Genomic DNA, 14902 nt, shown 5'->3' on the forward strand with positions numbered 1-14902 from the left:
GGGTGCTTCGAGGGGGCCGGGGGAGCCCGGGCGGTCACCGTCCGTCATCGGAGGCCCACCGGAGGGGCGGACGGCGCCACCCACCTCGTGCTTTTGTTCCATCGCACCTGTAGTCGTACCCTTCGTCGCAGCTCGCTGCCGTGCGCCGCGGGGGTCCGTCGGGTGGTCCCTCGGACACCGCGGGAGCGGGCCGTGCGGGGCCATCTGCCCTTCCGCCGAGGCGAGTTCTGCCGGAAATGGCGCCTTCCGCCCCAGGTGTGCTCTTTCGCGCATTGACCATGCCCAGCGGCCCCCGTATGCTACAAGTTGCGCTGCGGGCCTGCGTGCCTCGGACGGAGCAGGCCGCGCTCGCATCTGTTGTATGTCCCCTCGGGTTTCCGGCTTATCTGGCTGTCCGGCTGACTTGCATGCGGTGCGATCAAAGGGCTCTCGGCGTAGCAGTACCTACGACTTCATGTCCGTACCGGAGACCCTTTCCCACATGACGAGCAGCACCGAGACTTCCGCCACCAGCCCGCAGGTTGCGGTCAACGACATCGGTTCCGAGGAAGCCTTCCTCGCCGCGATCGACGAGACGATCAAGTACTTCAACGACGGCGACATCGTCGACGGCGTCATCGTGAAGGTCGACCGGGACGAGGTCCTGCTCGACATCGGTTACAAGACCGAAGGTGTCATCCCTTCCCGAGAGCTGTCGATCAAGCACGACGTCGACCCCAACGAGGTCGTCGCCGTCGGTGACGAGATCGAGGCCCTCGTTCTCCAGAAGGAGGACAAGGAAGGCCGCCTGATCCTCTCGAAGAAGCGCGCCCAGTACGAGCGCGCCTGGGGCACCATCGAGAAGATCAAGGAAGAGGACGGGATCGTCACCGGTACCGTCATCGAGGTCGTCAAGGGCGGCCTCATCCTCGACATCGGCCTGCGCGGCTTCCTCCCGGCCTCCCTGGTCGAGATGCGCCGCGTCCGCGACCTCCAGCCGTACGTCGGCAAGGAGCTCGAGGCCAAGATCATCGAGCTGGACAAGAACCGCAACAACGTGGTTCTCTCCCGCCGCGCCTGGCTGGAGCAGACCCAGAGCGAGGTCCGCCAGACCTTCCTCACCACCCTCCAGAAGGGCCAGGTGCGCTCCGGCGTCGTCTCCTCCATCGTCAACTTCGGCGCCTTCGTCGACCTGGGCGGCGTGGACGGTCTGGTCCACGTCTCCGAGCTGTCCTGGAAGCACATCGACCACCCCTCCGAGGTCGTCGAGGTCGGCCAGGAGGTCACGGTCGAGGTCCTGGACGTCGACATGGACCGCGAGCGCGTGTCCCTGTCGCTCAAGGCGACCCAGGAAGACCCGTGGCAGCAGTTCGCCCGGACCCACCAGATCGGCCAGGTCGTGCCCGGCAAGGTCACCAAGCTGGTGCCGTTCGGTGCGTTCGTCCGCGTCGACGAGGGCATCGAGGGCCTGGTCCACATCTCCGAGCTGGCCGAGCGCCACGTGGAGATCCCGGAGCAGGTCGTCCAGGTCAACGACGAGATCTTCGTCAAGGTCATCGACATCGACCTGGAGCGCCGCCGCATCAGCCTCTCGCTGAAGCAGGCCAACGAGGCCTTCGGCGCCGACCCGACCGCGGTCGAGTTCGACCCGACCCTCTACGGCATGGCCGCGTCCTACGACGACCAGGGCAACTACATCTACCCCGAGGGCTTCGACCCGGAGGCCAACGACTGGCTGCCGGGTTACGAGAAGCAGCGCGAGGAGTGGGAGCGCCAGTACGCCGAGGCGCAGTCGCGCTTCGAGGCGCACCAGGCCCAGGTCATCAAGTCCCGCGAGGCCGACGAGCAGGCGGCGGCCGAGGGCACCACCAGCGGCGGCAGCGCCGGCGGTGGCCAGGGCGGCGGCCAGGGCGGCGGCTCGTACTCCTCGGAGGGTTCCGACGAGGACTCGGGCGCGCTGGCCTCCGACGAGGCCCTGGCGGCTCTCCGCGAGAAGCTGGCGGGTGGCCAGAGCTGAGCTCATCTCCCGGCCGATGCCGGGAGGCGCCTCCGGCCGCTGAGATGATTCGGCAGCCGCTGAGGTGATCAGCCGACACGAGGCCCGCATCCCCCCGGGGGATGCGGGCCTCGCTGCGTGTGCCGCCGCCCCTGCCGACAGGCGTTCCCGTCGGCGGGGGCCGTTCTTGTCGGCGGACCGTCTCCCGGTGAGAGACGACGGGCTCCCGATGAGAGACGACGGGCCGTCGCCGGGGACGGGTCGTTCCCGGCGACACGGCTGTCTGCGGGACGCCCGAGGCGGAAGTGCGGGAATGCGGGGCGGTGGGACGGCGTTGCCAGTGGTATGCGAATGGAGCGGGAATCCTTGTACGCGTGGGATCAGGCCGGGCTCGACGCCGTAGACGCGGTGATCGGGGAGCCCGACAGTGCCGGGCTGGTCATGCTGTACCACTTCGAGGGCTTCATGGACGCCGGCGACACCGGCGAACAGATCGTCGAACAATTGCTGGAGACCCGGCCCTACGTCACGGTCGCCCGCTTCGACGTGGACCGTCTCATCGACTACCGGGCGCGGCGCCCGATGATGACGTTCCGCAGTGACCGCTGGGTGTCCTACGAGACGCCCCAGCTGGAACTGCGGCTGATGCGGGACGCGACGGACGCGCCGTTCCTGCTGCTCTCCGGCCCTGAACCGGACAACGAGTGGGAGGGGTTCACCCAGGCCGTGGGCGAGATCGTGGAGCGGGTCAGGGCCCGGCTGTCCGTGACGTTCCACGGCATCCCGATGGGCGTCCCCCACACCCGCCCCGTCGGCCTCACCCCGCACGGCAACCGCACCGAGCTGGTGCCCGCGCAGCGCTCCGTCTTCGAAGAGGCCCAGGTACCGGGCAGCGCGGCTGCGCTGACCGAGCTGCGGCTGTCGGAGAGCGGGCACGACGTCCTCGGTGTCGTCGCGCACGTCCCCCACTACATCGCCCGCTCCCGGTACCCGGACGCGGCGCTCGTCGTCGCGGAGGCGATCACCTCCGCGACCGGCCTCGTCCTGCCCGACACGGCGCACGCGCTGCGCACGGAGGCGCTGCGGACGCAGAACGAGATCGAGCGGCAGCTCGCGGAGGGGGACGAGGAACTCGTCTCGGTGGTCCGCGGTCTGGAGCAGCAGTACGACGCCGTGGCGGGCGCTGAGACCCGCGGCAACCTGGTGGCCGAACCCGTGGAACTGCCCTCGGCCGACGAACTCGGCGCCGTCTTCGAGAAGTTCCTCGCCGACCGCGAGAGCGACCAGGGCCGCGGGCAGGGCCCGGACCACGGCGACCGGGACTGACCGGCCCGCCCGGCGCCGCACCGTATAGCGTGGCCCGCATGCTGAAGGTGGGTCTGACGGGTGGGATCGGAGCGGGCAAGAGCGAGGTGTCGCGGCTGCTCGCGGAGCACGGCGCCGTCATCGTGGACGCCGACCGGATCGCGCGGGAGGTCGTGGAGCCCGGCACGCCGGGTCTTGCGGCGGTCGTCGCCGAGTTCGGCGAGGAGGTCCTCACCCCGGACGGCAGCCTCGATCGGGCACGCCTCGGCTCCGTCGTCTTCGCGGATCCGGACCGCCTCGCCGCGCTGAACGCCCTCGTGCACCCCGCGGTGGGCGAGCGTTCGGCGCAGTTGGAGCGAGAGGCGGCCGAGGCGGATCCGCAGGCGATCGTCGTCCACGACGTGCCGCTGCTGACCGAGAACGGGCTCGCGCCGCTCTACGACCGGATCGTGGTCGTGGACGCGTCACCGGCGACGCAGCTGGACCGGCTCGTGCGGCTGCGCGGCATGGCCGAGGAGGAGGCCAGGGCCCGGATGGCGGCGCAGGCCGACAGGGACCAGCGGCTGGCCGTCGCGGACCTCGTGATCGACAACGATGGCCCGCTGGAGAATCTGGCGCCCCGCGTGCGCGAGGTGTGGGAACAGTTGCGCGAGGCCGGCCGACAGTCCGACACCGAAGAGAACGCCGGGACAGGGACCGGGACGGGGACAGGGACCGGCATGGGCTCCGGGACCGGAACCGGCAGGGGCTCCGGCGCCGGCACGGGTTCCGGCCCCGGCTGAGCGGCGGGGGGTCGTCGGGCTCCGGCCCCGGCTGAGCGGCGGGCGGTCGTCGGGCTCCGGCCCCGGCTGAGCGGCGGCCACCGGCGCCCGTATCCCGGGAATGGTCATGGCCGATTCGGCGTTGTGCTGTGCCGGAACCCGAAGGAGGGCGATGCTGTGACGAGCCCCGAGACGAACCTCATCCAGTTCCGTGCCGCGGAACAGCTGCTGGAAGCGCGCGATCCGCGCGGCGCGGTCGACCTCCTCGACGGTGTGATCGAAGAGCACCCCGAACACCGGGGCGCGCGGCTGCTGCGCGCCCGTGCGTACTTCCTGGCGGCCCGCCTCCGGTCGGCCGAGCAGGAGTTCCAGTGGGTGCTGGAGCGCGAGCCCGACAACGCGTTCGCGCACTTCGCACTGGCCCGTACCCTCCAGCGGGCGGCGCGGGACCAGGAGGCCCGCGGGCACTTCAAGCTGGCCGCCGCGCTCAATCCGCGGCCCGACTTCGTGGAGGCGGCGGGCTTCGACGACTTCGCGCCACCTGAGCCGGGCTCGACGGAGGATCTCGGCAACTGAGGCCGGGCGCTCAGGCCGCGTGCCCGGCGCTGCCGGGCGGCCCGTCGGGCAGCGCGGGCTCGGCTTCCGCTACCCGTTCGGGTGGTCGTGTGCCCAGCGGGCGAGCGTGGCGAAGTCGTCGTCGCGCAGCCCGCGCCGGGCATCCACGTGGTGGACGAGCGCCGCGCCGGGGTGGTGCGCGGCGACGAACCGGCGTTCCTTCGCCGTCACCGCGTCGTCCACCCAGGCGAACGGCCTTCCGGCCGCCCACGCCACCACGTGCCGGGTCTTGAACAGCAGCCCGTCCACCTCGGGCACGATCTCGTCGGGCCAGTCGACCACGGGCAGCCGGGGGAGCCCGATCAGGGGCGCTATGTAGTCGTTGGCCTCGGCGGCCCAGGTGGTCGCCCACACGAGGTCGTAACCGAGTCCCAGCAGCCGGGCGCCGTGCGCGGCGTTCAGCCGCACGCGCAGCGGTTCTGTGCTGCGGCCCGCCGCCTGCCTGCGCGCGACGTAGCTGGGCGGCGACATCCGGTGGGTGCGGTAGCCGCGCGGGCGGCGCGGCCAGCGCGCCGCGAACGGGTTGAGGGGCCCGTCCACATCGAGCATCAGCAGCGGACGTGCCGCCTGGGCGGAGCGCGTCTCGTCCCTCACACCAACCCCTCCCTCTCGGCTGCGGCTGCCACGGCGAGGAGGTCGGCTTCCCGACCGTGCGGTGCCACCAACTGCAGTCCGACGGGCGCGCCGCTCGCCGTCCGTCCGGCGGGAAGACTCAGCGCGGGATGCCCCGTGACGTTGAAGGCCCAGGTGAGCGCGACGCTGAGGGACGCCCCCGGCCCGTCGTGCCCGTGGGGCGGCCCGGGAGTGGTGGGCGTGGCGAGCATGTCCACCTCCGCGAAGACCTCCTCCAGGGCGCGGGCGAGACCGGACGCGGTACGTGCCGCCGCCGCCCCCGACACGCGGTCCGCGTGGTCTGCCCGGGCCGCGTGGTCGGCATGGCCCGCATCGTCTGCATGGTCCGTCCGGGCCGCACGGTCCGTCCGGGCCGCACGGTCCGTCCGGGGTGTGAGGGCCGTGAGGGCCGTATGAGGGGGCGCGAGGGAGGAAGGCCTCGCGCGCCCCGCGCGCGTGCGGTTCGAGACGGGCGCGGCGCCGGATGTGCTCGCTGTGCCCGTCGGTCGAGGCACCCGCGCGCGCAGGTGACGCCAGCAGTCGGCGGGGTCGGGCAGCACGACGGTGACGGCGGGGCGCGGGGCGGTGATCCGCGCGCTCGTCAGCGCCTCCAGGAGCCCGCGCGCCGTGTCCGCCACCTCGCCCTCGGTTTCCGCGCATCCGAGCGTCGCGGACCAGGCGGTACGGACCGGGTGCGGGGGCACCGTATGCCGCACCGGGCCCAAGCCGGTGCCCTCACCGACGCTCTCGCCGATGCGGCTGCCGACGCTCTCACCGACACCGGTGCCGCTGCCCTGGAGCGCCGCGACGTAGGCGGCGGCGTCACCGGCCGTACGGGCCAGCGGACCAGGCGCGCTGCGCACCGTGCGGCCGTGTGCCGGCGCGAGCCCACCCGTCGTCTTCAGCCCGATGACGGCGCACCAGGCGGCCGGGATACGGATGGACCCCGCACCGTCGCTCCCCGTCGCGAGCGGCACCATGCGGGCCGCCACGGCCGCCGCCGACCCCGCGGAGGAACCGCCGGGAGACCACCGGAGGTCGAGAGGGTTACAGGTGGGACCGCGCTCGGTGGCGCCCCAGGTCTGCCAGTCGGTGCCGGGGCCCGGCGTGGCGGTGGCACCCACGGGCACACAGCCCGCGGCCGTCAGCCGGGCCAGCCGTGGCGACGTCACCCGCTGCGTGTTCTTCACCGCCAGCGGGACTCCGGCGAGCGGCAGCCGCGCCCCCGCACGGACGGCGCGGTCGACCTCGGCGGCGCGTTCGGCGGCCCACGCGGGCCACGTCTCGGTGAAGGCACGCACCGCCCCGTCGGCCTCGGCGATCCGCGCCAGCGCGGCCTCGGTGACCTCCCGCGCGCTCAGACGCCCTCCCGACACTTCGGCGGCGATCTCACACGCGCTCATGCCGCCGTACGCGGCCGTGTCGAGCCCCGCAGGCGACCGGCGGCGCCCCCCGTCCCCGTCCATGCGGAAAACGGTACAACCGGCGGCGGCCTGGCACGGTGCCGACGGCGGCATCTACCGTATGACGCATGGACATTGACGCCGCTCTCAGTCTCGCCACGACCGCCGCCTCAGTCGCCGCGGGCAGTGCCGCGGGCGCGGCCGGGCAGTCGGCATGGGAGTCGCTGCTCTCCCTCGTACGGCGGGTGGGCGGGCGCCGTCCCGACGGGGTGCCTGACGAGGACGGTCCTGCGGCGGTCGACCCCTCCGACGAGGGACAGGTCCGCGTACTGACCGGCTGGCTCGGCGAGCAGGCACGCGCCGACGAGGAGTTCGCGGCACTGCTGCGCGGGTGGGCCGAACGGCACGCCCCCGTCCTGCGCGCCGAGCGCTCCGAGGTCCACAACACCGTCTCGGGAACCGCGCACGTGAGCGGCCCCGTGATCCAGGCACGCGACATCCACGGCGGCATCAACCTGGGCTGAGTGGACGGGCAAGGTCTCGCCCCGTTTCTCCTCCGGCGGCGCGTTCGGCATCCCGGTCGCGCCGCCGCCCCCCCCCCGCGGGCCTCGTCGGACTCCGCGTCGCTCCGGCGCCTAGGTGGGCCGGTCAACGCGCCCAGGCGCCGGGCGGATGGTCCGGCGGAACGAGATCGGCGACGAGCCCGTAATGGTCGCTCACCTGCACCCCGTCCACCGGTTCGACCATGACGCGTTCGCAGCCGGAGACGTGCAGCGTGGGACCGTGCGGCCCGCAGCCGACCAGGATGTAGTCGAGGCGCCGCTCCGCCGCCTCCGGCATGTCGCCACGGCGGACCAGTGGGTTCTCGGGCGTGAACGTGGGCCCGGCCGCCCCGCCGGGGTGCGCGCTCACCCACGCGTCCTGGTAGCAGACACTCGTCCCGCCCAGCGACTGGAAACCCCGCAGGAACCGGACGCTCGCCGCGTCGGGCGTGGCGTCGAAGTCGCCCAGCAGCAGCGTGTGCCGTGCGGAGTGCGCGTCGGCCATCTCCTCGACCAGCCGGGCGGTGACCAGCGCCTGCTGTTCGCGTTCCGCCTCGTACCCGTAAGGCCAGCTCGGCTTGTGGTGCCCGACGAGCAGCGGACCGAACGGCTCCGGCAACGGCAACAGCGCGGCCACGACGCCGCACCACTCGGTGCGCGCCGTACGGTCCGACACACTGAGCGGGTCAGTCGTGACGGCGGAGAAGGGTGCGCGCGCGGCCAGCACCGCCCCGACCCCGTCCGAGCCGTACCGGGGATGAGGCACGACATGCCACCCGTCCCCGGCGAGCGCGGCCACGTCGGCACGGGTGACCTCTTGGAGCGCCAGCACGTCCGGGGCCAGCCTGGTCAGCTCGCGGGCCAGCACAGCCCTTCGGCCGGTGCCGTCGGCGTACTCGGGCGCCAGCACGTTCATGGTCACCACTCGCACGGAACGCAACGCTACCCCCACCGGCGCGGCGGTGGGCGCCGCACTGCTCTGACCTGGGTGCCCCTTGATCGCGGGAGGGTTTGTCAGTGGGCGCTCCTAGACTCGTTCGCGAGTTGAGGCCGGTGTGTGGTGAGTGCGGAAGCGGTGGCGCGTATGGGGTCGGGAAGCGGTGCGGACCTCCTGCGGTGCGCTGCGGTGTTCCTGCCGGGGGAGGTGCCGCGGCAAGGGCGCGTGGCGTTCTGGGCGGTCGACGGGGGCGAGCTGCCGCAGGTGGGCGAGCCGGGAGAGCTGACGGTGCTGCGACCTCACGCGCAGGAGGTCAGGCCGCAGGTGGTGGCGGCCCGCCGGCTGGGGGTGGCAGAGGCGCTGCCCGTCCTGATGAGGGCGCGCACCGCCGGTGGGGCGCACCCGGCCGCCGCTTGTTGGGGCGCCGCCGCGTTGCAGGGCATGCGGTTGGTGGCCCGGGGCCGTCTGGTGCCGGGCGTGGGGGAGGGCGGCACGGATGTGTGGCGGGCGGGCCCGCTGGACGAGGAGGATGTGACGCATCTGCGCGCCGTGGCCGCCGCGATGCCCCCGGAGGCGCACGCGGTACCTGTGGCGCCGGACGACCGCGCGGGGCCGCCGGACGACCGCGCGGGGCCGTCTGTTGACCGCACCGGGCCGCCGGACGACCGCGCGGGGCGGGGCGCTCTGGCGAGCGACGCGCGCACGGCGGACGCGCCGCGAGGGCTGCTCATGTCCCATCCGGTGGCGGACGCGCCACCGGATCCGCTCACGTCCGGTCCGGCGGCGCCCGGGCCGCTGCGGGTGCCGGAGCCGGAAGGACTGGTGCGTGCCTTCCTCGACGCGGTCGCCGACGTGCTGCCCCGTACGCCCGCGGGGCCCGCCGCCGCGGGGCCCGCCTTCGCCGCGAGGGAGCCGCAGCGGCTCGCGGAGCGTTATCCGCGGCTGCGCCAGTGGGCGGCCGAGGTGGCGTCCGGCACCGAGGCCGGAATCCGCATCTCCCTGCGTCTCGACCTGTCGGCCGACCGCATCTTCGACGGCGGCCCGGACGAGCTTCCCGCTCCAGCGGAAGCCGAAGCGGAAGCCGAAGCCGAAGTCGAAGCGGTGGCCGGCAGCGGCAGCGGCAGCGGCATCGGCACGGGCACCGCTGTGGCCTCTGTCCGCGGCGGCACCCCGGACGGCGGGTTCTCCGACGGCCGGGCCTCCGCGGGGGACCGGTCCGCTCGGGTCGCCCCCGCTGACCCTTACGTCGCCGCCGCCGTCGTGCAGGCCGCGAGCATCGCGGACGCCCTGCTGGTCGCGGACGTGGGCGCGCTGTGGCGCGGCGAGGCGGAGTATCTGGGCCCTCGCGCCCGCGTGGACACGGTGCTTGCCATCCGGCGTGCGGCGCGCGTCTGGCCGCCGCTGGAGAGGCTGTTGGAGCGGCCGGCACCTGACGTGTTGCCGTTGACGGAAGCGGAACTGAACGATCTGCTGGGCCGCGCGTCCCGCGATCTGGCCGCGGCGGACGTGGCCGTGCACTGGCCGCGCACGCTGGTGCGTGAGCTGCTCAGCGCGACGGCGGTCGTCCGTCCCGGCCCGCAGGCCCCCGGCTCGTCGGCGGATGGTTTCGGCTTCTTCAAGGAAGAGCAACTTCTGGAGTTCCGCTGGCAGATCGCCCTCGGAGGCGAGCCGCTCACCGACGGTGAGATGGACGAACTGGCGGAGGCCCACCGTCCCCTGGTGCGGCTGCGGGACCAGTGGGTGATGGTGGATCCGGAGCTGGTCCGCAAGGCACGTAAGCGGCATCTCGGACTGCTCTCGCCCGGGGACGCGCTCGCGGCTGCCCTCTCGGGGGAGGCCGAGGTCGACGGCGAGCAGGTCACGGCGGTCCCCGAGGGCGCGTTGGCTGCTCTGCGCGACCGCCTCGCCGAGGCGGCGCGCGGTGCGGCCGGCCCGCCGGAAGAGGGCATCGGTCCGAGCGTGACCGCTCCCGCCCGGCTGAACGCCGAGCTGCGCGGCTACCAGCTCCAGGGCCTCGCCTGGCTGGAACTGATGGCGTCGCTGGGGTTGGGCGGCTGCCTGGCCGACGACATGGGGCTGGGCAAGACCGTCACCCTCATCGCGCTGCACCTGCGCCGTGCGGAGCGCGGCGAAGCGGCACCGACGCTGGTCGTCTGCCCGGCGTCGCTGCTGGGCAACTGGCAGCGGGAACTGGCCAGGTTCGCGCCGGACGTGCCCGTCAGGCGCTACCACGGGCCTGGCCGCACCCTCGACGGGCTCGACACCACGGAGGGCGGATTCGTCCTGACGACCTACGGCACCCTGCGCGGCAGCGCTGAGCGCCTCGCCGGCCGGCGGTGGGGCCTGGTCGTCGCGGACGAGGCGCAGCACGTCAAGAACGCGTACTCCGCGACCGCCCGCGCCCTGCGCACCCTTCCCGCCGCCGCACGCGTCGCCCTGACCGGCACACCGGTGGAGAACAACCTCTCCGAGCTGTGGGCGCTGCTCGACTGGACGACGCCGGGGCTGCTCGGCCCTCTCAAGACGTTCCGCGCCCGCCACGCGCGGGCGGTCGAGAGCGGCGAGGACCCGGAGGCGACGGCGCGCCTGGCCCGGCTCGTGGGGCCTTTCCTGCTGCGCCGCCGGAAGTCCGACCCCGGCATCGTCCCGGAGCTGCCGCCCAAGACGGAGACGGACCACACGGTCGAGCTGACCCGCGAGCAGGCGTCGCTGTACGAGGCGGTGGTGCGCGAGACGATGGCCCGTATCGAGGCGGCCGAGGGCATGGAGCGGCGCGGCCTGGTGATGAAGCTGCTGACCTCGCTCAAACAGATCTGCAACCACCCGGCGCAGTACCTGCGGGAGGGCACCGGAAGAAGCGCGGCCGGTCGTCCCGCGAGCCGCTCCACCGACCGTGACGCAGCGCGTTCCCCAGGCCGGTCGGGTCTTCTCGGCAGCGGCCGTGCCCGCTCGGGCAAGCTGGGCCTGCTGGAGGAGCTGCTGGCCACGATCCTGGCCGAGGGCGATTCGGTGCTGGTGTTCACCCAGTACGTGGAAATGGCACGGCTGTTGGAGAAGCACCTGGCCCAGCGGGGCATCGGTTCGCAGCTGCTGCACGGGGGCACGCCCGTCGCCCGACGGGAGGAGATGGTGGACGCCTTCCAGGCGGGCGAGGCGCCCGTCTTCCTGCTCTCCCTCAAAGCGGCGGGCACCGGCCTGAACCTGACGCGGGCAGGGCACGTCATCCACTACGACCGCTGGTGGAATCCCGCCGTCGAGGAGCAGGCGACCGACCGCGCCTACCGCATCGGCCAGACCCAGCCCGTGCAGGTTCACCGCCTGGTGACATCGGGCACCGTGGAGGACCGCATCGCCCAGCTCCTGGCTGCCAAGCGGCAGTTGGCCGACGCCGTCCTCAGCGGCGGCGAGGCGGCGCTGACGGAGCTGACGGACGCACAACTCGCCGACCTGGTGTCGCTGCGGAGGCGCTCGTGAGCGGGTTCGCGGAAGGGGACGAGGCGGCCGGGGGAGAACGGAACGGTAAGCCGCGTCCGCTGCCGGACGACGCGGGCGAGTACGGCCCCCTGGGCAGCGCGTGGGTGCGGGCGGTCCAGGCCACGGCGGGCGACGGCGCACGCGATACGGCGCGGCTGGCGCGGGGGCGCGCCTACGCCCACGAAGGCGGAGTGTTCACGGTGCGGGTGGGGCCCGGCCGGGTCTCCGCATATGTCAGCGGTAGCCGTCCGCGCCCCTACCGCGCCCAATGGCGCCTGCCCGCGCTGTCGGAGCGGGAGTGGCACACCTTTCTGAAGACGCTCGCGGCCCGGCCGGCGCACGTGGCCGCGGTGCTGGACGGCGCGATACCGTCGCAGGCCCTCGCCGAGGCCGCCTCCGCCGGCGCCCGGCTCCTGCCCGCGCCGGGCGACCTGACGCCGGCCTGTAGCTGCCCTGACCAGGGCGCCCCCTGCAAACACGCCGCCGCTCTCGGTTACGAGACGGCCCGCCTCCTGGACGGCGACCCGGGGCTGCTGTTCCGGCTGCGCGGGCGCAGCGCGGAGGCCGTGAGGGCGGAACTCCTCAAGAGGGCCACCGCGCGGGAGGCCACCGCCCGGTTGGGCCGTCCCCCGGGGCCTGGCCCGGGTTCGGTGGCCGATCCGGGGCCTGCGGACGATCTGGCTCCGACGGGCGGCCCCGGCCCGATGACCGATCCGGGGCGGCTGAGCGGCGAGCCGGGGCGGCCGGTGCCGGTACCGGGGCGGCCGGTGCCCGAGCCGGGAGCGGGGCAGGTGGCGGACGGTGGCGCCGGGCGCGACATCGGTCGCTGCGGAGGTGCGACCTCCGCGCCGGGCTCCGCCGAGGTGGGCTCCGCCGGGGCGCACACTCCCGGGGGCGGCGTCTCCGTTCCCGAGTGGGGCGTCTCCACTCCGCAAGGGGAGGTCTCCACTCCGGAGGGGGGCGTCTCGGGGTCGGACACCGCTGAGGGCAGCACTCCCGTCGCCGGCTCGCGGACGACCGAACCGCCTTCCTGCCGGGTACCCGCCCCCGCCCGGACCGCGACGGCGGCAGCGGATGAGGCGTGCGGCAGTGCGACAGGCCCCGCCGGTCTGTCGGCGCCCGCCCGACCGCCTCACGGCGGGGAGGTCGACCTCATCGTCACCGCAGCGACCACCGAGGCTCCCGGTGTCACCGGCGCTCCCGGCATCACCGACGCTCCCGCGGTCACCGACGCTCCCGTGGTCACCGATGCCCCGGGGGGTTCCGGCGCCGCGGGCACCATGCTCGCCAGGGAAGTGTTCGCGACGACCGTGCGGCCTCCCTTGCCGGCCCCTCTGCCGCCGCCGGAGGAGGCGGACGTGCACCAGGCGGTGTATCCGGAGTTGGCGGGTGCGCCCCACGCGGACGCCCTCGCGTTCCTGGCCGCGGATGCGGCGACCCGCGCCCGGCAGGCCCTCAGCGCGGTCGAGGAGGAGGCCGCCGGTGAGCAGCCGGGGCCCGACCCGTTGCCGGAGCTGTCGCTGTGGCACGACACCATCCGGCTCGCCGCCACCCATCCGCGGCTCACCGGCCGCCGTACCCTCTCGCCGCTGTTCGCAGCGCTTGCCCGGTCGGCGGGGCGCGAGGTGCTGGAGCTGGCCCGTGCCGCGGCAGCCTGGCGGCAGGGCGGGCAGGCGGGGCTTGAGGTGATGGACACCGTCTGGGACCCGCCTGCGGGCGCCTTCGACCGGGGCCGCAGCGCCCTCGCCGCCCTGGGCATCACCATGACCATCCACCGCAACCGCCTCACCCACACCTCCCGCCCTGTCCAGCTGCGGTACGGCAAGGACGGCCGCTGGTATCCGTACCGCGCGGATCCCGTCGACGCGCCGGCGGCGGGCGGGAGAGCCGAAGCGGATGCTCAGGACGGCCTGGCGGAGGCGGAGTGGTGGCCCGAGGGCTCGGCCGCCCTCGATCCCGTGCGGGCACTGACCGGGCTGCGGGAGCACTGACGTCTCCCCGCCTGACCGCAGTCTCCGGGCAGGGCATCAGTCCCGGTCAGGGCGTCAGCACCCTGAGCACTCTCAGAGTCCTCACTTGCAGCGTCCTCACTCTCAGCTCCCTCGGCTTCTCCTATGCCGCGTCTGCCGGGCCCTGCGGGCCCTGCGAGCCTGTCGGGTCCACCGCGTCGGCGTGGGCGCGTGCGGCTGCGACGGCCTGCTCCGTCTCCTCGTTGACGAGGTCGGCGTTGATCTGAGCCGCCGCCATGGCGCCCGATGCCGCGGCGGCACCGACCTGGGCGGCCGGATCGGTGAGATTGCCCGCGGCCCACAGGCCTGGCACCTCGGTGCGTCCTGTCGCGTCGCCGGGTACGTACTCGCCCAAGGGGTGCTCGGCGGTGCGCAGGCCAAAAGCGGCGAGGAAGCCGGCTCTGGCCACCAGCCGCGAGGCGACCGCGACGGTGTCGCGGTCGATCACCGTGCCGTCGCCCAGCCTGACCCCCGACAGCCGGTCCTCGGTGATCCGCAGGCCCGCAACCTCTCCTTCCACCACGCGGATACCGCGGGCGGCGAGCTGTTCGGACTGCTCCTCGGTGGGCGGCGGCATGGTGTGCGAGAACAGTGTCACATCCGCGCTCCACTGGCGGAACAGCAGCGCCTGGTGCATCGCCATCGGCCCGCTGGCCAGCACCCCGATGGCCCGGTCGCGGACTTCCCAGCCGTGGCAGTACGGGCAGTGCACCACGTCCCGGCCCCAGCGCTCGCGCAGTCCGGGCACCTGCGGCAGCTCGTCCACCAGGCCGGTGGCCAGCAGCAGCCGACGGGCGCGGACGGTGCGGCCGTCGCTCAGCGTCACCTCGAAGCCGTTCCGGGTGCGGGGGGCCGCGCTCACCTCGCCTCGGACCACGTGCCCGCCGTAGTGGCGTACTTCTCTGCGGCCTCGTTCGAGCAGTTCGGCGGGGCTCATCCCCTCTCTGGCCATGAGCCCGTGCACGGCGTCGGCAGGGGCGTTGCGTGGCTGTCCGGCGTCGATCACGGCCACCGAGCGGCGGGCCCGGGCCAGCATGAGTGCTCCGTTGAGTCCTGCGGCACCGCCGCCGACCACCACGACGTCGTAGCTGTCGGCCAGCGGATCGGCCAGCGGGACGGCCAGTGGGTCGGTCGGCGCGTGCAGCTCGCCGGACACCGCGTTCAGCTTCTGGTTCAGTCCTTCGGTCATCGGTGACCACCTCCACGGAAACCGTGCACGCATGACCGGCGTACTGGCAAACGTGCTTGCTGTTGTGGCAATCTGTGTCC

Annotated in this window: 10 protein-coding genes and 1 pseudogene; 7 read left to right on the forward strand and 4 right to left on the reverse strand. The window is 73.7% G+C overall.

What is annotated here, in order from left to right:
- Window positions 1–481: 481 nt before the first annotated feature.
- The 4 genes and pseudogenes from rpsA to AB8Z75_RS01795 all read left to right on the forward strand — a co-directional run bounded on the left by rpsA (window position 482) and on the right by AB8Z75_RS01795 (window position 4617).
- Window positions 482–1996: a 30S ribosomal protein S1 gene (gene rpsA / locus AB8Z75_RS01780; protein ID WP_369199537.1), complete on the forward strand. Its 1515-nt coding sequence runs from the start codon at window positions 482–484 to the stop codon at window positions 1994–1996.
- Window positions 1997–2320: 324 nt separating this feature from the next.
- Entirely contained in the window at window positions 2321–3301 is a 981-nt protein-coding gene (locus AB8Z75_RS01785; protein ID WP_369199538.1) for a proteasome assembly chaperone family protein, read from the forward strand.
- 38 nt (window positions 3302–3339) lie between these two features.
- Window positions 3340–3930, forward strand: a pseudogene (gene coaE, locus AB8Z75_RS01790) (dephospho-CoA kinase); the annotation flags it as partial.
- A 288-nt stretch (window positions 3931–4218) separates the two neighbouring features.
- A complete protein-coding gene (locus AB8Z75_RS01795) occupies window positions 4219–4617 on the forward strand; it encodes a tetratricopeptide repeat protein (RefSeq protein ID WP_369199539.1) in 399 nt (132 codons plus the stop codon).
- A 69-nt stretch (window positions 4618–4686) separates the two neighbouring features.
- On the opposite strand, the gene AB8Z75_RS01800 is transcribed toward AB8Z75_RS01795, so the two are convergent.
- Together AB8Z75_RS01800 and AB8Z75_RS01805 are read right to left on the reverse strand one after the other, a co-directional pair.
- Window positions 4687–5205 carry a hypothetical protein gene (locus tag AB8Z75_RS01800; RefSeq protein ID WP_369199570.1) on the reverse strand — a complete coding sequence of 173 codons (519 nt, stop codon included), beginning with the start codon at window positions 5203–5205 and terminating at the stop codon, window positions 4687–4689.
- Between the two features lie 41 nt (window positions 5206–5246).
- On the reverse strand, window positions 5247–6734 hold the full coding sequence (locus tag AB8Z75_RS01805) for an amidase family protein (protein WP_369199540.1): 1488 nt from the start codon (window positions 6732–6734) through the stop codon (window positions 5247–5249).
- Window positions 6735–6799: 65 nt separating this feature from the next.
- On the opposite strand from AB8Z75_RS01805, the gene AB8Z75_RS01810 reads away from it, so the two are divergent.
- On the forward strand, window positions 6800–7195 hold the full coding sequence (locus AB8Z75_RS01810) for a hypothetical protein (RefSeq protein ID WP_369199541.1): 396 nt from the start codon (window positions 6800–6802) through the stop codon (window positions 7193–7195).
- Window positions 7196–7319: 124 nt separating this feature from the next.
- On the opposite strand, the gene AB8Z75_RS01815 is transcribed toward AB8Z75_RS01810, so the two are convergent.
- Window positions 7320–8144 carry an endonuclease/exonuclease/phosphatase family protein gene (locus tag AB8Z75_RS01815; protein WP_369199542.1) on the reverse strand — a complete coding sequence of 275 codons (825 nt, stop codon included), beginning with the start codon at window positions 8142–8144 and terminating at the stop codon, window positions 7320–7322.
- 231 nt (window positions 8145–8375) lie between these two features.
- Between AB8Z75_RS01815 and AB8Z75_RS01820 the strand changes: the two genes are divergently transcribed.
- Window positions 8376–11624, forward strand: a complete 3249-nt coding sequence (locus AB8Z75_RS01820) for a DEAD/DEAH box helicase (protein WP_369199543.1) — start codon at window positions 8376–8378, stop codon at window positions 11622–11624.
- The gene (locus AB8Z75_RS01825) at window positions 11621–13615 is read left to right on the forward strand and encodes an SWIM zinc finger family protein (protein ID WP_369199544.1); all 1995 of its coding nucleotides are present in this window, start codon (window positions 11621–11623) and stop codon (window positions 13613–13615) included. Before AB8Z75_RS01820 ends, AB8Z75_RS01825 begins: the two co-directional genes overlap by 4 nt.
- A 121-nt stretch (window positions 13616–13736) precedes the next feature.
- Here AB8Z75_RS01825 and AB8Z75_RS01830 read toward each other — a convergent pair whose 3' ends face one another.
- Window positions 13737–14822, reverse strand: a complete 1086-nt coding sequence (locus AB8Z75_RS01830) for an NAD(P)/FAD-dependent oxidoreductase (protein WP_369199545.1) — start codon at window positions 14820–14822, stop codon at window positions 13737–13739.
- Window positions 14823–14902 lie beyond the last annotated feature (80 nt).

Source organism: Streptomyces sp. PU-14G, from assembly GCF_041028275.1.
Lineage (GTDB): Bacteria > Actinomycetota > Actinomycetes > Streptomycetales > Streptomycetaceae > Streptomyces.

Bases quoted from the DNA above. Each gene is read 5' to 3' on its own strand.
- AB8Z75_RS01830 (WP_369199545.1), bottom strand. From the start codon at position 14,822: ATGACCGAAGGACTGAACCAGAAGCTGAACGCGGTGTCCGGCGAGCTG.
- rpsA (WP_369199537.1), top strand. From the start codon at position 482: ATGACGAGCAGCACCGAGACTTCCGCCACCAGCCCGCAGGTTGCGGTC.
- AB8Z75_RS01805 (WP_369199540.1), bottom strand. From the start codon at position 6,734: ATGGACGGGGACGGGGGGCGCCGCCGGTCGCCTGCGGGGCTCGACACG.
- AB8Z75_RS01810 (WP_369199541.1), top strand. From the start codon at position 6,800: ATGGACATTGACGCCGCTCTCAGTCTCGCCACGACCGCCGCCTCAGTC.
- AB8Z75_RS01800 (WP_369199570.1), bottom strand. From the start codon at position 5,205: ATGCTCGATGTGGACGGGCCCCTCAACCCGTTCGCGGCGCGCTGGCCG.
- AB8Z75_RS01785 (WP_369199538.1), top strand. From the start codon at position 2,321: ATGCGAATGGAGCGGGAATCCTTGTACGCGTGGGATCAGGCCGGGCTC.